The 18,386-nt window shown below is 55.9% G+C and carries 27 protein-coding genes; 20 read left to right on the top strand and 7 right to left on the bottom strand.

Annotated elements, in window-relative coordinates:
• Nucleotides 1-4 precede the first annotated feature (4 nt).
• Both NBV64_RS06055 and NBV64_RS06050 read right to left on the bottom strand, forming a co-directional pair.
• Nucleotides 5-820, bottom strand: coding sequence for a RecB family exonuclease (locus NBV64_RS06055; protein WP_250756900.1), 816 nt, complete (start codon nucleotides 818-820; stop codon nucleotides 5-7).
• A 13-nt stretch (nucleotides 821-833) separates the two neighbouring features.
• Complete coding sequence (locus NBV64_RS06050) at nucleotides 834-1,127, bottom strand: hypothetical protein (protein ID WP_250756899.1); 294 nt, start codon at nucleotides 1,125-1,127, stop codon at nucleotides 834-836.
• Nucleotides 1,128-1,530: 403 nt separating this feature from the next.
• Between NBV64_RS06050 and NBV64_RS06045 the strand changes: the two genes are divergently transcribed.
• Nucleotides 1,531-1,722: a hypothetical protein gene (locus NBV64_RS06045; protein WP_250756898.1), complete on the top strand. Its 192-nt coding sequence runs from the start codon at nucleotides 1,531-1,533 to the stop codon at nucleotides 1,720-1,722.
• On the opposite strand, the gene NBV64_RS06040 is transcribed toward NBV64_RS06045, so the two are convergent.
• From NBV64_RS06040 to NBV64_RS06030, 3 genes are all read right to left on the bottom strand, one after another.
• Nucleotides 1,703-1,879, bottom strand: coding sequence for a hypothetical protein (locus tag NBV64_RS06040; protein ID WP_250756897.1), 177 nt, complete (start codon nucleotides 1,877-1,879; stop codon nucleotides 1,703-1,705). The two genes, NBV64_RS06045 and NBV64_RS06040, sit on opposite strands and share 20 nt — an antisense overlap.
• 470 nt (nucleotides 1,880-2,349) lie before the next feature.
• Nucleotides 2,350-2,877 carry a hypothetical protein gene (locus NBV64_RS06035; RefSeq protein ID WP_250756896.1) on the bottom strand — a complete coding sequence of 176 codons (528 nt, stop codon included), beginning with the start codon at nucleotides 2,875-2,877 and terminating at the stop codon, nucleotides 2,350-2,352.
• An 88-nt stretch (nucleotides 2,878-2,965) separates the two neighbouring features.
• On the bottom strand, nucleotides 2,966-3,406 hold the full coding sequence (locus NBV64_RS06030; RefSeq protein WP_250756895.1) for a hypothetical protein: 441 nt from the start codon (nucleotides 3,404-3,406) through the stop codon (nucleotides 2,966-2,968).
• 55 nt (nucleotides 3,407-3,461) lie between these two features.
• On the opposite strand from NBV64_RS06030, the gene NBV64_RS06025 reads away from it, so the two are divergent.
• Nucleotides 3,462-3,704: a transcriptional regulator gene (locus NBV64_RS06025; RefSeq protein WP_250756894.1), complete on the top strand. Its 243-nt coding sequence runs from the start codon at nucleotides 3,462-3,464 to the stop codon at nucleotides 3,702-3,704.
• Nucleotides 3,705-3,711: 7 nt separating this feature from the next.
• Here the strand turns inward: NBV64_RS06025 and NBV64_RS06020 are convergent, their stop codons facing one another.
• Nucleotides 3,712-4,188 carry a hypothetical protein gene (locus tag NBV64_RS06020; protein ID WP_250756893.1) on the bottom strand — a complete coding sequence of 159 codons (477 nt, stop codon included), beginning with the start codon at nucleotides 4,186-4,188 and terminating at the stop codon, nucleotides 3,712-3,714.
• Nucleotides 4,189-4,388: 200 nt separating this feature from the next.
• Between NBV64_RS06020 and NBV64_RS06015 the strand changes: the two genes are divergently transcribed.
• The 7 genes from NBV64_RS06015 (at nucleotide 4,389) to NBV64_RS05985 (ending at nucleotide 9,010) form a co-directional block, all read left to right on the top strand.
• On the top strand, nucleotides 4,389-4,685 hold the full coding sequence (locus NBV64_RS06015; RefSeq protein WP_376913186.1) for a DNA-binding protein: 297 nt from the start codon (nucleotides 4,389-4,391) through the stop codon (nucleotides 4,683-4,685).
• A gap of 4 nt (nucleotides 4,686-4,689) precedes the next feature.
• The gene (locus tag NBV64_RS06010; protein WP_250756892.1) at nucleotides 4,690-4,917 is read left to right on the top strand and encodes a hypothetical protein; all 228 of its coding nucleotides are present in this window, start codon (nucleotides 4,690-4,692) and stop codon (nucleotides 4,915-4,917) included.
• The gene (locus NBV64_RS06005) at nucleotides 4,914-5,993 is read left to right on the top strand and encodes a YdaU family protein (RefSeq protein WP_250756891.1); all 1,080 of its coding nucleotides are present in this window, start codon (nucleotides 4,914-4,916) and stop codon (nucleotides 5,991-5,993) included. Before NBV64_RS06010 ends, NBV64_RS06005 begins: the two co-directional genes overlap by 4 nt.
• Nucleotides 5,994-6,216: 223 nt before the next feature.
• On the top strand, nucleotides 6,217-6,669 hold the full coding sequence (locus tag NBV64_RS06000) for a RusA family crossover junction endodeoxyribonuclease (RefSeq protein WP_250756890.1): 453 nt from the start codon (nucleotides 6,217-6,219) through the stop codon (nucleotides 6,667-6,669).
• On the top strand, nucleotides 6,670-7,095 hold the full coding sequence (locus NBV64_RS05995) for a hypothetical protein (RefSeq protein ID WP_250756889.1): 426 nt from the start codon (nucleotides 6,670-6,672) through the stop codon (nucleotides 7,093-7,095).
• Nucleotides 7,092-7,583 carry a terminase small subunit gene (locus NBV64_RS05990; protein ID WP_250756888.1) on the top strand — a complete coding sequence of 164 codons (492 nt, stop codon included), beginning with the start codon at nucleotides 7,092-7,094 and terminating at the stop codon, nucleotides 7,581-7,583. The genes NBV64_RS05995 and NBV64_RS05990 overlap by 4 nt, the downstream gene beginning before the upstream one ends.
• Entirely contained in the window at nucleotides 7,580-9,010 is a 1,431-nt protein-coding gene (locus NBV64_RS05985; protein WP_250756887.1) for a TerL, read from the top strand. The genes NBV64_RS05990 and NBV64_RS05985 overlap by 4 nt, the downstream gene beginning before the upstream one ends.
• A gap of 4 nt (nucleotides 9,011-9,014) precedes the next feature.
• On the opposite strand, the gene NBV64_RS05980 is transcribed toward NBV64_RS05985, so the two are convergent.
• Nucleotides 9,015-9,536, bottom strand: coding sequence for a hypothetical protein (locus tag NBV64_RS05980; RefSeq protein WP_250756886.1), 522 nt, complete (start codon nucleotides 9,534-9,536; stop codon nucleotides 9,015-9,017).
• 79 nt (nucleotides 9,537-9,615) lie between these two features.
• On the opposite strand from NBV64_RS05980, the gene NBV64_RS05975 reads away from it, so the two are divergent.
• Genes NBV64_RS05975 through NBV64_RS05925 form a run of 11 tightly spaced genes read left to right on the top strand, consistent with a single transcriptional unit; the run spans nucleotide 9,616 to nucleotide 18,386 of the window.
• Nucleotides 9,616-9,825, top strand: coding sequence for a hypothetical protein (locus tag NBV64_RS05975; protein WP_250756885.1), 210 nt, complete (start codon nucleotides 9,616-9,618; stop codon nucleotides 9,823-9,825).
• On the top strand, nucleotides 9,825-11,474 hold the full coding sequence (locus NBV64_RS05970) for a portal protein (RefSeq protein ID WP_250756884.1): 1,650 nt from the start codon (nucleotides 9,825-9,827) through the stop codon (nucleotides 11,472-11,474). The genes NBV64_RS05975 and NBV64_RS05970 overlap by 1 nt, the downstream gene beginning before the upstream one ends.
• Nucleotides 11,471-11,764, top strand: a complete 294-nt coding sequence (locus NBV64_RS05965; protein ID WP_219235810.1) for a Bbp19 family protein — start codon at nucleotides 11,471-11,473, stop codon at nucleotides 11,762-11,764. The genes NBV64_RS05970 and NBV64_RS05965 overlap by 4 nt, the downstream gene beginning before the upstream one ends.
• Nucleotides 11,748-12,479 (top strand): hypothetical protein, encoded by a 732-nt coding sequence (locus tag NBV64_RS05960; RefSeq protein WP_250756883.1) that lies wholly within the window; start codon nucleotides 11,748-11,750, stop codon nucleotides 12,477-12,479. The genes NBV64_RS05965 and NBV64_RS05960 overlap by 17 nt, the downstream gene beginning before the upstream one ends.
• 60 nt (nucleotides 12,480-12,539) lie before the next feature.
• Entirely contained in the window at nucleotides 12,540-13,544 is a 1,005-nt protein-coding gene (locus tag NBV64_RS05955) for a major capsid protein (RefSeq protein WP_250756882.1), read from the top strand.
• 38 nt (nucleotides 13,545-13,582) lie between these two features.
• Complete coding sequence (locus tag NBV64_RS05950; RefSeq protein ID WP_250756881.1) at nucleotides 13,583-13,969, top strand: Bbp16 family capsid cement protein; 387 nt, start codon at nucleotides 13,583-13,585, stop codon at nucleotides 13,967-13,969.
• A 10-nt stretch (nucleotides 13,970-13,979) separates the two neighbouring features.
• Entirely contained in the window at nucleotides 13,980-14,210 is a 231-nt protein-coding gene (locus tag NBV64_RS05945) for a hypothetical protein (protein ID WP_250756880.1), read from the top strand.
• A gap of 12 nt (nucleotides 14,211-14,222) precedes the next feature.
• Nucleotides 14,223-14,810, top strand: a complete 588-nt coding sequence (locus tag NBV64_RS05940; protein ID WP_247965710.1) for a phage connector family protein — start codon at nucleotides 14,223-14,225, stop codon at nucleotides 14,808-14,810.
• Nucleotides 14,810-17,377: a phage tail protein gene (locus NBV64_RS05935; RefSeq protein WP_250756879.1), complete on the top strand. Its 2,568-nt coding sequence runs from the start codon at nucleotides 14,810-14,812 to the stop codon at nucleotides 17,375-17,377. The genes NBV64_RS05940 and NBV64_RS05935 overlap by 1 nt, the downstream gene beginning before the upstream one ends.
• Nucleotides 17,374-17,802: a GNAT family acetyltransferase gene (locus tag NBV64_RS05930; protein ID WP_250756878.1), complete on the top strand. Its 429-nt coding sequence runs from the start codon at nucleotides 17,374-17,376 to the stop codon at nucleotides 17,800-17,802. Before NBV64_RS05935 ends, NBV64_RS05930 begins: the two co-directional genes overlap by 4 nt.
• Nucleotides 17,802-18,386 (top strand): hypothetical protein, encoded by a 585-nt coding sequence (locus NBV64_RS05925; RefSeq protein ID WP_250756877.1) that lies wholly within the window; start codon nucleotides 17,802-17,804, stop codon nucleotides 18,384-18,386. Before NBV64_RS05930 ends, NBV64_RS05925 begins: the two co-directional genes overlap by 1 nt.

Genomic DNA, 18,386 nt, shown 5'->3' with positions numbered 1-18,386 from the left:
GGATTTATCCTCGGAATTTGCAGGTTGCGAATGCTGGGCAGAATTTCTCGCTACACAGCATGGAGCGGGGATTTCCGTAGAACTTGCCCGCATGAAGAAGATTGGAGGCATGCTCCAACAAGCCAGGGTCATCGTCATCGCCCACCAAGGCTTGGCGGACGCCGTCGATATACCCTTCGGCTACGCGCTGGGCCTTTGGTGTCTTGCCGGTTTGCATGCCAATGATCTTGGCCTGGGCGTCAAGCGGATGGCCGATGGCATATTCAGCAAGCACGGTGTAAACCCCCAACTGTGCTTTATGCCCACCTGTATTGACCGTGCCATCAGCAGCGACTGCGGTACCGCCAGACTTAATGTCCGCAATGCCCAGCTTGCCGTCGGCGTCACGATAGACACGGTCCGTGGTACCGGTGAGCGTCAGACCCAGATCCTGAAAATGCAGGTTCTCGCAGCGAAGCTCCACCGCCACATAGTCCTGCTCCAGCGCCAGGCCATTGCAGTAGGTGGTGTGCAGAGCCAACCCGATTTGCTCGTAACGGCTGGGGTCCTCCCCTTCCCATTCAACCTGCTCGTCCTCGCCACTTTCGTCGGTCTTGCGATAGAGCGTGTCTACCAAAGCGCCTGCAGCATCATCAGCAGTGATAGGAGTTCCATCCAGCCGCGCCTGGTCGAACGCTGCAGCACCTGCATGGATGGCCGTACCCAGACGAGCCTTGAAATTGGTTGGCATCCACATTTTGAGGATGTTGCGGGCGTACCAGCGCTGCGGGCAGTCAAACAAGTCGCTCAGCGAGCTGGCCCGGATAGTGATGTTTTGCATAGGGGATCTCAAATCAGAACGAGCCGCCAGCCGACAACCAGCCGCCGACAGTGGCAACAACAGGGATGAATGCGCAGGCAGCAAACCGTGCTGCTTTGCGAAGCGAGCTCCAGCGCTCAGCCGGGGCTGGCAGAAATACTGCAGGCTGGATCTGGATGGCACCACCACGCCACTGACGGCCAATGACTACTTTGGGCCGGTTGGCGCCATAGGTGCGACGGGCAATTGCAGGAGAGTCAGTAATCGCCGCGTCACGCAATTGCCGACGACGACGCGCCAGCAGAAAGTTAGGTGAATGAACTTGCATGTAACGCTCCTTATTTAGAGGGCTGGAGGGAAAAAGCTTGCAGGCCACACCGTCACGGCCGTTGCGCACCGGCGCGGTGTTGATGTTTTCCGGAGTTCTTCAAAACCCTCCAGGCGCAGCACTCCCGCCGCCCAGACCTGGGCGGTACTGATATCGAAAAAGTGAGGGGAATGGGAATGCTGCGGCTGGAAGGCCCTCGTCTGGCAGAGGGAGCTGATCAGTATCAGTGCCGCTTCGGCTTTACCAGGTGGCCCGCCGCGAGCCTGAGGAGATCCGCCGAAGCGGCCCGCCTGGTCGGGAGCAGATATTTGGGGATAGCCTTTGAAGAGTGCCGGTCTATTCCCGGCTGTCACCTTCCGTGCTAAGTTGGAAATTCCGTTTACAACTCAACATGGATGGAAAAATGGCTTTAGATACTGATGATGCTCAAGGGCTAGCTAACCGAGTATTGATAGCGCTGGCTGAAAACGGAAAGCTGCAGTTGCGTGGTGTTGAGGCAAACTCCGATCTACGCGTTGCTGAAGATCGTGGGAAATCCGATGCTGCTTATATTGGATCTCTTTACCGAGAGCTAATTAACGAGCTCCAGAAGTAACGGACTGGTTAACCTCTTCGTGATTAAGTAGTTCCCGGTCGGCAGCAATCAACGCGCCGACCGTCGTTTTAATCAGTTCATCAACACTCTCGCGAGCACCGCAAGTATTAATAGCCGCAACCAGAACGGCGCGGATCGTTTCTTCTGTCAGATACATAATCCTCTCGCTTCAATAAGCACCACCATTGATGCTTACCAAAGCGGCCTGTTTCCAGGCGTTTGGTTGGCAGTAGCCCCAGATGGGCTGTTCGCTACTACCTCACGGCTCTGTCGGCTCAGCGGGTCTCCGTTTACTCCCGCCTCTACGCGTCCACCCGATTGCAGCTCGGGCTATGGCATTCCTCTTTCGGCTCCATCAGTTCAGATCCGTCTTAACGGGTACTGCTGATCTCGCATGGGCTTGCGCTTCCTTCATCCCGTCCCTTCTCTGCCCCGGCTGGTGCCGTTATGGGTTGGTTGGGAGGTGTTGGGATGATATTAAGCGTATCGCTTATTATAAGCCAAGCGCTTCGCTTAAAATAAAAGCGATTCGCTTATTGCGAGATTAAAAAAAACCGCCTTCCGGCGGTGTTGTGTAGGTCGATCTGACGGCATGTTTAACCCTCCTAACCCCTGATCTAGTTTGGGTCAAAAGGCGCCAATAGCAGTCTGAATAAGCTCTTTGAGTGACGTATCAAGTTCTGTGCCACCGAAAAGTTCGGAACATCCAAAAGCCGTGTATGCAGTACGTGAGAAAACTATCAATGCTGATTGAGTGCCTTTGTCTAACTGATTAATTGCAAGTTCATTTTTGACAAAATAATCATGCCTTAGCAGTGCATCGCCATAAGCGTTGATAGCTCGTATTGCTGCATCAGACAGACCTATAGACTTCAAAAAATCAATTTGCTTCAGCAAATATTCATTGGCGCCCCTACCTTGCTGCTGAGCTTCAATCGACGCGGCATGGAAACAGATCGGATATTCAACTGGTAAGGCGAAATTCAGGGAGTTATCTGTAGTTATTCCTCGCAGTACTTGTGATCTTTCGGCAGCTTTTAAGCTTAAAGTGGTCGCCTCTGAAACTATTGGACTCACATCAGACGGTCCTGCAGCCTTGGATAAACTTGGCGTCAGAATAAATGTTATACACATGCTCGATATGAGCATCGGCATTTTTATCACCTTAGAACCCTCATTTTTTAATGGCCAGTGCCCACAAATCTACTTCTTAGCTATCCAAACAAGTTTCAAATGCCCTGTTTTATGCTGCCGTCTTGTTGTTCTGGCTTTTTATCTTCGCTGGCTCTAGGAATGCTCGAACCTGACTAATCACCCAATCCTCAATGCCACTTTTTTGAGAGTCCGATAGCTTTTCAAAGTCAGCAGGGTCTAAGTTTGGGAATGGCCACCCAGGCCCGCCGGGACCTGGGACATTGTTGTCTCGGTCCATCCATCCCTGCGGTTTCCCCATACCAGCCTCCAACTTCCTGGCTGCTACGCTTCCCAAATTCCTGGATCTACCAGTTTTCACATCAATAGCACGGCTACGAATTTGGCTTAAATAAACCGGCGACACTCCAGCTCGCTCAGCAAGGGCGTCAGCCGTCCCCGCCTCTGAGACAAGACGTTCTAAATTGTCCAAACGGATTTCAGCAACTGGTTTCATATTGTGATTTGACAGCATTTCGCTTAAAAAAGGCATGAGCGATTCGCTAGAGTTATTGCTTTAATTAAGCGATTCGCTTATTCTTGGCGCTATGAAACTCATCGAATACACCCAACTCGAACGCGGATCGCAGTCTCGTATTGCTCGTGCAATAGGGGTGCCGCCGGTATCGGTCTATCACTGGGCGAATGGTATGCGCCCAGTTCCGGTGGAACGATGCGCCGCAATTGAACGCGCCACCAATGGCGCAGTAACTCGTCGCGACCTACGTCCTGACGACTGGCACCACATCTGGCCCGAGCTGGCTGAGAAAGACGGAATAATCAATGCTTAAGGGCTTACTAGCTGAAGTTCACAGACCTCCCGGTAGGGTACTTGTATCCACATTCTGGACATGCGAGTTTGATCGAGAACCCCTCCACGGTGCGCTGCAGAGCTGCTTTTTTACCGCGATTATCCATACAGGGCTGACAAAGGTGGTGAGGAGGATCATCGCCCGAGTGTTCCTCTTTGAGCGCAAGAGTAAAGACATCTGCAGAAAGCTCGACCAGTTTGTATCTGTCCCGATCAGCGCGAAGTTTTTCCAGCTCTTGCACTTGATCTTCAAGCCTATGAATTCGCGTCAAAAGCTCACGTTCGCGCTCGGTGGCTTGAACCCCATCCTTTTGCATGGACAGTACCTCAGCCCCGAAATGAGTGAGCTGAACAGTGAGTTCATGGGTGGCCGCCGTGATCTTTGCATCATCAAGTGTCTGTACTGCGGTTTTGTAGGCACTAACGGCATGCGTAATACCCGTCAGGTAGCTCATTACATCCATGGGGGTCTCCCTATTGGTGAATCTTCTGGTGTAGGAACCACTGATTCTACCGATTTGGAGACTCCCGCTCCTACTACGCCAGACCAGGACAACAAGATCCTGATTGGCCCGACTGATATTTGAGTTTTTTTCCATACCGCCAGTGTGCGGCATTCGACCTGCAATGACATTCAGGTCTTTTTGTTGAAGGTTGTATAGCAATGAATGTTCAAACAGCAATACGTCGCCCAAGCATGGAGCGTGCTTTTCGTGAGGCCCTTACCGACCCAGACGAGCGCCATAAAGTGCGCGAGGCTCTGGGCTGGGACGACAGCCAAGCCAGCCGTTTCTTGTCCGGGCATACCGGAATCACCATCGACAAACTGGATGCAGCCGTATCTGCTCTGAGTCTGCGCCCGGTGACCCGTCGCTATCTTGAAGCAATTACTGAGCTGGCCGGTACCGGCGTGAAATGTTGGTGTGCACGCGAAGGGCTTGGCGACTGCTCCACCCGGTGACCCCATGAAGATCTCCACTGCTTCCGCCATTCTTTGCCAGAACCCACGATTCCAGGCTTACCTGGGCGTTACCAGCGCCGAGGACGCCGCTGTGCATATCCGTACCCGCTGTAGAGTTAGCTCCCGTCGGGAATTGGATTGCAATGGCGCAGCCGCTGCAAGGTTCCATGAGCTGCGGCGGCAGTTTGCCTATGGAAAGGAAGTTGGAATCAGCAAGGGTTTCCTGCCATGAATTATTACCCCCACCATATTGGCGATTACCTCAAAGACACAGCGCATCTCTCGATGATCGAGGACGGGGCCTACCGTCGTCTGATCGACCTGTATTACCTGCATGAGAAGCCACTTCCTTCTGATAAGCGACAGGTGTACAGGCTCGCCCGTGCTAGTGCTACCGCTGAGCGTAAAGCGATCGACATCATTCTGGACGAATACTTTACGGCCACGCCGGAAGGCTTTCGCCACACGCGCTGCGATGAAGAGATTGAGTCATACCAAGACAAAAGTGACGATGACGAGGCTCGCAAGGAAAACGAAAAAGAACGCCAGAGACGTCACCGGCAACGTCGCAAAGAGTTATTTGCAGCGTTACGTGAGCATGATGTGGTACCTGCCTGGGACACCAAAACAGCCGACCTTGAAACGCTCCTGTCACGGCACCAGTCACGCGTGACAGGCGGTGACAGCAACGTCTCTGTCACACCACCTGCAACGGCTATCCCAATAACCAATCCCAATAACCAAGAACCAATAAATAAAGAAACAGCAGCGGCAGCATCTCCCCCGCATACGCACGCACATACACGCGTGCACGAGGGTGACACCGCGCTGCCGCCGGATTTGCCTGTTTCCGATCAAACGACACCACAAGCCCGCTTTGCGGAGCTACTGCGTAGCTGGGAACTGGTGCGAGGAAAGGTGTGCAAAGCTGCTGCAAACGATGCTCGACTTGCCACGTGGGCAGACCGGGGAATCAGTGAAACCCAACTGCGTGCCGCCTATGACCTCGCCGTGACTGACCGCATCAACAGTGGGGACAGCTCTGCCGTCAATGCCGGATTCGTTGACACCATGCTGGCCAAAGTGCTTGCGGCCTCCGGCTCTGAAAGCGCACTGGCCAAGTCCGGGCTGGCAGCAAAACCCTGGCCATGTTCCTGGTCTGGGATCGTTGCCAAAGGCGAAGAGCTAGGAATCACGCAGCACGATGGGGAGCAGGCCCCAGCATTCAAAGCCAGGGTGATTTCTGCGGCAGGACTGAGCGAAACAGAGAAATCTGCTTTGCGTACGGACTGGGGGGTATCGCTGTGACAGTTCAATGCGTGAAATGCACCCACTTTTCTCTGCGTGACGCTCGCCACATGGCACGACATGGGTTCGGACACTGCCAGCGCATCCAACGCCCCCACACGTTTTTCGGAGCAGATACAGCCCGAAACTGCGCGGCGTTTCTGGCCAGCGATGGTGTGACCGTCCAAGCACGTCAGGACTGGCTGGAAACCCAGCGTCAAAAATTTCGATTGGAGATAGGGCTATGACAGTTCATGCCGATCTAAGCGCCGGTGTGGCGTTCTTCGTTCCAGGCCCTCCACGAGGGAAAGGCCGTCCCCGAGCAGCAAAGCGCGGCAAGCACATCACGCTGTACACACCCAAAGAAACCGTCGCCTATGAATCGACCGTAGCCCTGGCTGCGCAACAGGCTATGGCGGGACAGCCCCTTCTCGCGGGTCCGGTCGAAGTCACTATGCGGATTGTGCTGCCTATCGCAGCGTCCTGGTCAAAACGGAAACAAGCCCAGGCGTTGGAAGGCTCTGTGCTGCCCACTGGCAAGCCCGATTCGGACAACGTCGTCAAAGCTGTTTTCGATGCCATCAACGGTGTTGTCTGGAACGACGATACCCAGGTGGTGGACATGCACGTACGCAAACTCTACGGCGCAATGCCGGGAGTGCAAACCATCATCACACCTTTGGACCGTGGGGGCTAAATGCGGGGAGTTCTGGTCGATTTCGATTGGTCTGAAATCATCCTGGACCTGCGCCGTGCAGGGATGGGCCAGAACGAGATCGCCCGAGAAATGGGCCACGCTGTAGGGGAAGCGATGGTACGTCAGTATCTGGCTGGCGCTTCACCCGCTCACTGGCGTGGGGAAATGCTGCTGGAAATCTGGGAACGAAGAACAGGACAGCCACGCGATAAGGCCCCGCGTCGTCCTGCAGAAATGCACAGAGCAACAACAGCTCGTCGTCCACGACAACGCCCAGCAGCTTTGATGCCTACTGAGCACCTGCCAGCCGTTGCCCAAGCCTACGGAATAACTGTGCCCGCCCTACTCCAGATGCTGGCCAAGCAAAAACCAGCTGGACGTACCGATGCTGGCCATAACCTCTCTTTGCCTGGATTTGAAGAATGATGACCGCGAAGAAGTGGCGATTTGTCGAGGAATACATCAAGGATTTGAACGCCACACAAGCCGCTATACGAGCTGGATACAGCGCAAGAACCGCGTACTCTCAAGGTGAACGCCTGTTGAAGGATGTTGAGGTCCAGGCTGCATTACAGGAAGCCATGAAGCAACGCTCTGAGCGTACAAAGATTACCGCCGACAATGTGTTGCGCGAGCTGGCGGCCATGACGTTCTATGACGCTGGCGAAATTGGGCGCTACGAAATTAATCAACCGAGCGACATCGAAAAACTGCCGGAAGAGCTACGACGTTGCGTAGTCGGGTGGTCATGGGACAAGGCCGGTAACTTCACTCTCAAGCTTGCAGACAAACTCAATGCCAGCGGTATGGCCATGCGTCACCTTGGCCTGTTCAATGACAAACTCACCCTGCAGCGGCCTCGTGTTGTCCGGCGCGACCTGACGGGGAGAAAGCAGGAAAACGGCACAAAATGAGTCAGCCAGAGATCCACTACGACTATGCCGCCCAAGGCGAGACCTTGGCTCAATACATCGCCTCCCGTGCACCTCGTACGATGATCATGGGACCGCTAGGTAGCGGTAAGACCAACGCCAGTTGCTGGCGGGCTATGGACATCATGTGTGAACAGGAGCCAGATGCCGATGGGGTAAGGCGTACCCGTGGCGCTGCAGTGCGAAACACCTACCCGGATCTGATCAGCACTACATCCAAGGATTGGCTGGAAATGTTCGGAGACTTGGGGCGCTGGATAGCTGGCGGTCTGGAACCACCAACACATTATCTTTCGTTCGACCTGGACGACGGCACCAGCGTAGAAGCCGAGCTGGTATTCATTGCCCTGGACCGGCCCGAGCATGAGCGCAAGCTACGCGGGCTGCAGCTCACATTTGCATGGGTCAACGAGGTAAAGGAACTGGCCAAGGCGATTATCGACATGCTGGACCTGCGCGTGGGGCGTTTTCCAAAAGATGTACGCCCCACATGGTTCGGCATATTCGGAGATACCAACGCGCCAGATAGCGACCATTGGTACTACCGCCTGGCAGAGGAAGAAAAGCCTGAAGGTTGGTTGTTCTTACGACAGCCTGGGGGCGTTATCAAGCAAGGCGACTCCTATGTCATCAACCCAAACGCTGAGAATCTACACAACCTGCCTCCCGGCTACTACGAGCGCGGCATGCAGGGAAAGAAGCTGGACTGGATCAAGGTCAACCTGGCCAATGAATACGGCTTTGTGGTTGATGGCCGTCCGATTCACCCCGATTACCAAGACTCCATGCACTGCCGAGCATTTGAGCTAGATCCACGGGAGCCGTTATTAGTAGGCATGGACTTCGGCCTTACTCCTGCCGCTGTGTTTGGCCAGCGTAGACAAATGGGGGGCTGGCGTATTCGCACTGAGCTGGTGGCCACCAACATGGGGGCTGAGAAATTCGCCCATGAAATTCATCTACACCTGGCACAGCAGTACCAAGGGTTTCATATTGGCGGATTCTGGGGGGACCCTTCTGGAGACAACCGGGCCCAGAGCGACGAAAGCACAGCGTTCCAGATCCTCAAAGCAGCGGGATTGCCTGCGGTACCGGCACCAACAAACGATCCGCTGCTACGCTGCGGTGCTGTTGACGGTGCCCTGACAAGGATTATTGACGGTGAACCCGGCCTCGTGGTGCACCCTGACTGTAAGTCATTGCGTAAGGCCTTATCCGGCGGCTATTGCTACCGCCGCCTGGCTGTATCCGGTGAACGGTTTGCAGATAAGCCATTGAAGAACGAATACTCCCACGTTGCGGAAGCTGCGCAATATCTGCTGGTCGGTGGCGGTGAACACAGGCCACTGGTAAGAATTAAAAGACCTGCGGGAGCAGCACCACGACAGCGTTTTGCGAGGATGGATTAATTACTCAAACCCACAGGCACATGTTCTCTGGGATACGGCGCCACATCTCTATGATGTGCCAGGACAAAAAGAAAGCTGCTCCGATCAGTAAAGCCTTCAATTGACGGTCGTAAGCAATCAAGGCCCTTGAGATATGTTGATTAAAAACCCTGACCTTATCTTCACGGTTAGACAATTGAGAAAAAACCACAGTCTCTCCAAACATCGACGTAATAGGAGAGTTAATTACATCAGCATTGGTAAGAGTTGACTCTGAAAATGACCTTACTGCTACGCACCCCAAATAAAAGCTAATACCCCAACACAGTTGAGCCGCAGCCCAAGGCAAAAGATACACAGACAACATAGCCTCTTTCGTCTGGGTCATTGAAAACCCAATACTTGCACCTGCCGCCGCTAACAAAAAATAAATATATTTCACTCGCATCTGTAGCGATGCTTGAATCAACTCAAATACTTTCGCATCGTTAATCTGCTTATCTGTCCCACTCACTGCCATCGGAACCAACTTGCTATTTCCGCTCATCGAGCCACCTTTGATTTTTCGTATCAAACTACGCACGCGCGTATAGAAACTAACGGCATCTTCGCTAACGGATGCCGTTATGACAAGCTTCTTCAGTAAACCCAGCACACCCAAGATCCCCGATCCCCCTGCACCAGCTGCGCCGCCCAGCACTACGGATGCGGCTGCCGCTGGCTCTGCAGAGGCTGAACGCCTGCGCCGTCGTCGTGGGACTGCAAGTACGGTCCTGGCCGGTGACGCTACTGCCACGCCCGGCTCTGTGGCGACTAAAACTCTGCTGGGCTCGTAATGCAGAACGCCGACGTCGATCTGGTGCGCGAGATCCTGGCCGATCACGAAGCCATGAAGCAGGCGCGTCGGTCCTTTGAGTCGCAGTGGGACGAGGTGATCTCCACCGTCCTGCCGCGCTATCGCAAGTTCAAGCAGGATAGCAACAACAATCCTGGCGAGAAACGCACTCAAGAAATCTACGACTCCACGCCCATGCTGGCGTTGCGCCACTTTGCGGCCGCTATGGATTCGATGATCACGCCTCGTACACAACGCTGGCACAAGCTCACGATCTCTGATGAGAACCTGCGCGAATCACCGGCTGTACGTCAGTATCTGGAGCAGGTCACCAATATTCTGTTTGCCCAGCGCTACCAGTGGCGGGCTAACTTCGCGTCTCAATCCGGCGAGTCCTACATCAGCCATGGCTCGTTCGGTGCCGGTGGTCTGATGATTGATGACGTTCTTGGTCAGGGTATCCGGTACCGCAATCTGCGCCTGAACCGGCTCTGGTTCTCCGAGGATGCCTATGGGGTCGTGGATAAGGCTCACATTGCCTGGACGTTGACTGCACGGCAAGCTGCGCAGCGCTGGGGTGCCGATGAGTTGCCTCTTGCCATTCGCAATGCCATTGACCGCAATGACATGGAGCGCAAGTTCGAGTTTCTGCATGCCATTCGCCCACGGCGCGACCGCGAATCTGGTCTCGTTGGAAGCCGTAACATGCCGATCCAATCCGTCTGGATCGCAATGGATGCTGGCAGCGAGATCGTCGAGCACAGCGGATACCGCGTGTTTCCGTTGGCCATTGGTCGCTTTTACGCCGCTGACGATTCTGCCTATGGCTACTCTCCTGCGATGGAGGCATTGCCCGACGTACGCATGCTCAATCGTATTGAGAAGACCAACATCAAGGGCGCTCAGAAGGCCGTCGATCCGCCACTGATTCTTGCTGATGACGGTGCTCTTGACTCCTTTGATCTGCGTTCTGGCGCTTTGAATTTTGGCTACCTGAACGAGCGCGGTGAGCAGTTGATCAAGCCGCTCGACCTTGGCAAGAACGTCCCCATGGGAATCAACTATGCGGACCAGAAGCGAGAGGCCATCAATCTGGCGTTCTACGTGAGCCTGTTCCAGATCCTTGTCGATAACCACCAGATGACTGCCACTGAGGTGCTGCAACGCGCCCAGGAGAAAGGCATTCTGCTCGGCCCTACGATGGGCCGTGTCCAGTCTGAACAGTTGGGGCCACAGATCACCCGCGAGATCGACATTCTTTCAAATGCCGGTGCCTTGCCTCCTATGCCTCCGGAGCTGGAGGAAATTGGCGGGGAAATAGAGATCGAGTATGACAGCCCGCTCAACCAGGCAATGCGCGCCGAAGAGGGTGCAAACGTACTGCGCTGGGCCGAAGCCGCCTCCCCATTCATTCAAGCCGACCCGAACGCAGCACGCGTCATGAACTCCCCGGAAATTGTCCGTGGGCTTGGGCGTGTATTCAGCGTCCCAGAGAAATACATGGTTGACGAAGAGGATGTGCAGGCAGCCGACGAAGCAGCAGCTCAACAGGAGCAAGCCGCCCAGATTCTTGAGGCCGCCCCCGTGGCTGCTGGTGCCGCCAAAGATATTGCACAAGCTCAACAAATAGCAGGGAGTGCACAGATATGAGCCTGGACCGAATCGCACGCCGCGTGCGCCTGTTGACGGGCCTACGCAACGCCTACCGCCGCACGTTCTCCGGTCGAGATGGTGAGACCGTGATGGCCGACCTAGCCAAGTTCTGCAAGGTGGGCAGTTCATCGGTTGCCACCTCCCGAATTACCGGCTCAGTTGATACCCACGCCACCATGCTGGCCGAGGGACGCCGAGAAGCCTTCTTTCACATTGCCAAGGTCTTACGCATGACCGACGAGCAGATCAATCAAATCATGGAGCGTGAGAATGAACGTACTGAATAAACGTGGGCTTTTTGCTCGTTTGCTGCGTCAACAAGCAGGTGAAGGCGGTGCAGAAGGTGGTTCCGGTGGCGAGCAGACGCCGCCCCCTGCCGCCCCACCAACACCAGCTGGCCCAGAAACTGGCACGCAACCCGCATGGCACGACAGCATCCAGGACGAAGGTCTGAAAGCCTTTATCTCCGGCAAAGGCTTCAAGGATGCAGGCGAAGCCGCCAAGGCGCTGCAGGACCTGGAAGGCAAAACGGCTGTTCCCGAATCGCCCGAAGCCTACCAGCTACCCGTGCCCGAAGGCCAAGACGCGGCCTTTGCGACCGAAGCAGCCAAATGGATGCACGAAGCCGGTGTGCCAGCCGAACAGGCCCAGGCCCTGGCCACCAAGTGGAACGAGTACGCCGCAGCCCAACAGCAAGCCGCTGACCTGGCTCGTGAGCAACAGGGCGAGGCCGATCTTGCCACGCTGCGGAAAGAGTGGGGCCAACAGTTTGACTCCAATGCCGAGCTGGGCCGCCGCGCTGTTCGCACCTTCGGAGTAGAAGCCGACGCAATCGAGAAAATCTCCAGTGCCCTGGGCGATGCCGAAACGCTGCGCTTGTTCTCCCGGATCGGCAAACACTTGGGCGAAGGGACGTTGGCTCCCACTACGGCTGGCTCTGGCCAAGGTGGTGCGGACAAGTCCATCGAAGAAGTTTTCTACCCCAGCATGATCAAGAAATAGGGCCATGGCCCACAACCCGCCGCAAGGCATTTGTTAAACGGCCAACTCTAAGGAGCACATATGGCTACCCTTTCTATCCAAAATCCGACCATGGCCGATGTGGCTAAGCGTCTGGACCCTAACGGCCAGATCGCCAAAATTGTCGAACTGCTGAGCCAGAATAACGGGATCCTCGAAGACATGACCGCCATCGAGGGGAACCTGCCTACTGGTCACCGCACCACCGTTCGCACCGGTATCCCAACCCCAACATGGCGCAAGCTGTATGGCGGAGTACAACCATCCCGCAGCACCACCACTCAGATCACAGACAACTGCGGCATGCTGGAAGCCTATGCCGAAGTTGATAAAGCTCTGGCAGATCTGAACGGCAATACCGCGTCTTTTCGCCTCTCTGAGGATTCTGCTCACATTGAGGGCATGAACCAGGAAATGGCTCGTACCTTGATTTACGGTAATGAAGGCACGGACCCAGCGAAGTTCACTGGCCTGGCCGCTCGTTACAACGATCTCAGCGCCCCCAGCGGCGAAAACATTATTACGGGTGGCGGTGCGGGCAACGACAACACATCTATCTGGTTGGTTGTCTGGGGCCCGAACACCATCCACGGCATCTATCCGAAAGGCTCTAAAGCAGGGCTGTCAATGGAAGACAAAGGCCAAGTGACCGTCGAGAACGTGGATGGCCAGGGCGGTCGCATGGAAGCCTATCGCTCCCACTACAAATGGGATCTGGGCGCTACTGTGCGCGACTGGCGCTATGGCGCACGTATCGCAAACATTGACGTTTCCGCCCTTAGCAGCCCTTCGACGGCCAAAGACGCGACCATGGCTTTGATCGAACTGATGATTCAGGCCTCCGAGCGTATCCCCAACTTTGGCCAAGGCCGTGCGGCTTGGTACATCAATCGCACCATCCGCGAAAAACTGCGCCTGGGCATCCTCAACAAGATCGCCAACAACCTGACTTGGGAAACCTCGGCCGGCAAGCGCGTGATGATGTTTGACGACATCCCAGTGCGCCGCACCGACGCGATCTTGAATACAGAAGCCGCCGTTTCTTAATTCTATGAGGGGCTTCGCGCCCCTTCTTGGAGACCAATATGTATATCGATTCCCGCCTGGAGCTGTCCGTCAAACAAGCCGTGGCTGCCGCAGGCCCGTCCACAAACGTCATTGACGTCGGCAGCTCCCCCCGACACATTGGCCCTGGTCAACCTATGTACGTCGTCGTGCAGACTGATGCGGTTGTTGCGGCTGATGTGACGGTGACCGTTCAAACTGCAGACGCTGCCGGTTTTTCTGGTGCCGTAGCAATTGCATCCGTGCTGATTCCCGCCAACACACCGGCTGGTGCCCGCTTTGTGATCGGCTTCCCGTACTCGAACAAGCGTTACCTGCGCTTGAACTACAGCGCCGCTATCACTGCATCGGCATGGCTGACCTCTCAGGAACCTCAGTCCTGGAAATCCTACCCAGCCCAGGTTTAAGGGGAATGTCATGAAAGTGCGTGCAATTAAGCCAGGGTTCTATGGCTCTGATTACAAAAATGTCGGCGACACCTTTGAGGTTCCAGACGGCACCAAGTCCAAATGGTTCGTGAAGGATGTCACCGACACGACAGAGCAAGCTAGCGCCAAGGGGGCGGCCACCCAGGGAAACCCTCGTGGCGGTGGCTCTCGCCAGAAGTCCGACACGACAGAGCCAGAACCCAGCACAAGCTCGCAATAATGGAGTAACGCCATGGCTGTTTCCAAAGTAGCCATCGCAAACCGCGCGCTCACCAAACTCGGTGAAGCGCGCATTATTGCGCTGGATGATGACTCCCAAGCGTCAAACACCATGGATTCCATGTTTGACATCGTGTGCGAAGCAGAGCTGCGGGCAAACCTCTGGCACTTCGCCAAAGCGCGAGCGGAGCTGCCCGCTCTATCTGAGCGTCCGGCGTTCGGCTACACCCATCAGTTCCAGTTGCCCTCTGACTATCTGCGCTTGGTCAAGGTCAGTGATGTGCGAGCTACGCCACGGCCCACTGTTGGTGGTTGGTACAGCATCGAGGGAAACAGAATCCTGATTGATCACCCAGGCCCTCTGCGGATCCGATATATCAAGCGGGTCGATGATCCCACCCTGTTTGATGCTCTATTTGTCGAAGCGCTTGCCTGCCGCCTGGCTGCCGAAGCCTGCGAGACGCTGACGCAATCCAACACCAAGAAACAAGCCATGTGGGCGGAGTACGAGCAAGCCCTACAGGCAGCACGACGCGCCAATGCCATCGAACGCCCCGCACTGGCCATCTCTGATGACACTTGGCTGGAGGCACGCAACTGATGGCGAAAGAAACACCGATCCTGCAAACCTTCGACGGTGGCGAAATGTCCCCGTTGATGGGCGGCCGCACCGACTTGGCCAAGTACTTCAATAGCTGCAGCGTGCTGCAAAACTTTCTGCCGCTCGTACAGGGCCCACTTGTACGCCGAGGCGGTACCCAGTTCATCAACCCAGTAAAGGCTGGCCGGGCTTGGCTGCTGCGGTTCCAGGTGTCAGAGCGTGTCTCCTACATGCTGGAAATTGGCCCGTATTACATCCGTTTCTATACAGGACGGGGTCTGCTTGCGCCTGGTGGCGTGCCGGTAGAGGTGGCCACGCCGTACTCTGCCGAGGATCTGACAGACGGGAATGGCCTGTTTACTCTGCGTGCTGTGCAATCTGCTGACACGATGTACCTGTTTCACCCTCGACACCGGCCGCGTAAATTGCTGCGCACCACGTCTGAGCAGTTTCAGCTACAAGACGTGGACTTTCAAGGCGGGCCGTATCAAGACTTGAACACAGAGAAAACTTCTACTGTTGTGGCCAGCGGCACTACCGGAACAGTCACACTGACATCTTCGTGGGGGATTTTCACACAGTCCATGGTGGGCAATATCTTCTACCTTGAGTCCATGGACTTCTCTGCAGTCCGGCCATGGGCGGTATACCAGCGTGTAAACATTGGTGAGCTGCGCCGAGTCGATATGCGCGTGTACCAATGCACCGCTGTTGGCGAAGGGAGCGAGCCTGTCACCGGGAACAACACTCCGATTCATACCGAAGGCAAGGCCTGGGACGGGGACGGCATTGATGTGCCTGACGACCAGCGCGGCCCTATTGGCGTCGAGTGGGAGTACCTACACGACAGTTCAGGCGAAGTTAGGATGACCTCTGTGCAAAGCAGCACGCAGGCAACTGCTGATGTCATTCGCCGCCTGCCCAATGACCTTGTCCCTGTCTCCGAGATAATCACTCGGGAGGTACGCATTGCGTCTGGCCAAATTGTTTCGGGCATGTTTGAGCGGTACGCCGAGCTCACGACAGATGGCCCACACTTCCTGTCAAACGGTGACACTGTGCGCTTGCTCGGAACAGTCGTGGTGGCGAATGCTGGTCCGCCCCCGGTCATGTCAACAATTGACGGCACCTATGAGGTGCACCAAGTCACACCCACTACGTTCCGAGTAACGCTCTTGCTCAGCCAGCCTGCACTTTCATACTCTCCTGGCTCGATTGCCAAGGTTGAGCATGTCGTAACAGTTCCTGCTGGGGGCGCGACATATAAATGGGCCAAGAGCCTCTACAACCAAGATGATGGGTGGCCTGAGCACGGAGCCTTCTGGCGGCAACGCCTGGTACTGGTGCGCGGCCGGAAGGTAGCCATGTCAGTCACTGGTGACTTTGAGACTTTTGCATCCAAGATCGGGGGTGAAGTCGAAACCGACTCGGCAATCGTTCAGACGTTGAATGCTCGTCAAATTAACCGGGCAGTGTGGGTTGCTGAGTCGGACGAGCTCATTATCGGTACCGACGGCGACGAGTGGCTGATCGGGCCGATTCAACCAAACCAAGCCGTAGGCCCGGCGAACGTGCGAGCTGAGCGCCGTACCGCCTACGGATCGCGTGCCATCGTTCCGGTCGAAGTGGGCGGCCGCGTACTGTTTGTCCAGGCTTCTGGTCAAAAGCTGCGTGATTACGTCTTCAACTACGACACCAACAACTACGCGTCGAACGACACGACCAAACTGGCAGAGCACGTGTTGCGTGCTGGTGCAATTGATCTGACCTACCAGCAGGAGCCTGATTCAATTATTTGGGTGGCCCGAGCCGATGGCGTGCTTGTTGGCTGCACATATGACCAGGAGCCTGGCCGCAGTGACGTATATGCTTGGCACCCACACCCAATGGACAATGGCTGGGTGGAGTCGATTGAGACTATGCCCGCCCCCAATGGTGAAGGCAGCGATCTGTGGCTGATCGTGCGGCGCGAGATCAACGGTCAGACCGTCAGGTATGTGGAACTCCTGCGTAATCCACTGGGAAGTACTGAGAACCCTAGCGAAGCCTTTTATGTCGATTGTGGGCTGACCTATCGGGGCCCTGAGGTGACAGTCATTTCAGGTCTTGAACACCTTGAGGGGCAAACCGTGCAGGCGCTGGTGGACGGCGCGGCTTCGCCTGATCGTGTCGTTATCAATGGCTCCATTGAACTGCAGTACCCTGGATCGGTGGTGCACGTTGGCCTACCCGCGCCGTGCTCAATGGCGACCATGGGGGTTGAGGCAGGCGCTACGAATGGCACCGCGCAGGGAAAGACCAAACGCTTAACCAATGTCATTGTTCGCATGCACCGCAGCCTGGGCGGCAACCTCGGCCCGTCTCCTGACAATCTTGAGACATTGAACTTCCGTAGGCCCAGCCAGCGCATGAACAATCCGCCGCCTCTTTACACCGGTGACAGTGAGCCAATTCCATGGCGTGGTGGTTACGAGCGTTCGGCCCAGATTTGGTACACGAACGACCAGCCGTTGCCGATCACGTTGCTGGCTTTAATGCCGGTCGTTTCTACAAGTGATGACCGATGAAGATCGTAGCCCTTACCTCTGACCACCTACTGGCTGTCCAGCTGCAACAGGCCCAGGCTTACGCCATACCTACGGTGACGCCAGAACACGCCCAAGCCTTGGTATCAGCGAATGGCGTGGGCTGGGCGGCACTGGACGATGACGGAACCGCTATAGCCTGCGCTGGGATTGTTGAAATGCACCCTCAGCGCGGCATGGCCTGGGCTTTGCTCTCTGATGCCGCACTCAGTCAATTCAAAACCATTCATCGGGTGGTGTCTCGTGTTGTCGAATCTGCGCCCTGGCGTCGGCTGGAAATGACGGTTGATAGCCAGCACTCAGCTGGAATCGCTTGGGCTGAACACCTGGGTTTTAAATGCGAAGGCCTCATGGCCGCTTATACCCAGGATGGCCGGGACTGCTTTCTCTACGCAAAGGTGAAGTAATGGATCCATTTACCGCCGCCATCATCGGCTCTACAGCGCTGCAGGCTGGTGGGGCCATCATGCAGGGCAACCAGCAGGCCGCAGCCTATGGACAACAAGCGAACGCTGCCGAGCGTAATGCCAAGATGTCCGATATCCAGGCCCGCCAAGCCTACGATGCCGGGCTGCAGAATGAGCTGGCCCAGCGCCGTAGCGCCTCCCAGCAACAAGCAGATGTCCGCGCATCGGTGGCCGAGTCCGGCTTTGAGTCTGGTAGTGGAACGGCCATGGCAATACAAGAGCAGTCTGCCCGCGACTTGGAAATGGATGCCCTGCAGACGCGCTACCAGGCGCTGCTGCAGGGTCAAGGCTTTGAACAACAGGCGGTGATGGATCGCTATGCCGCAAAAACACTGCGTCAGTCGGGCAAGAACGCCCGCCGAGCTGGATACCTCAGTGCGGCCACGAGCGTCCTTTCTGGTGCCGCAGGGTATGGCCTGGCCGCGAAGGCGGGAGCAGCAGGCGCGGCCACAGGTGGCGGCGGTCTTGCGCCTGGGGGCGGCGTCGGGCTGCGCGTCGGTAACGTAAGCCAATACTGGGGGTAA

The organism is Alcaligenes sp. DN25, assembly GCF_023674485.1.
GTDB lineage: Bacteria > Pseudomonadota > Gammaproteobacteria > Burkholderiales > Burkholderiaceae_B > Alcaligenes > Alcaligenes phenolicus.
Note: the sequence above shows the minus strand (reverse complement) of the source record. Positions and strands in the feature narration are given on the sequence as shown.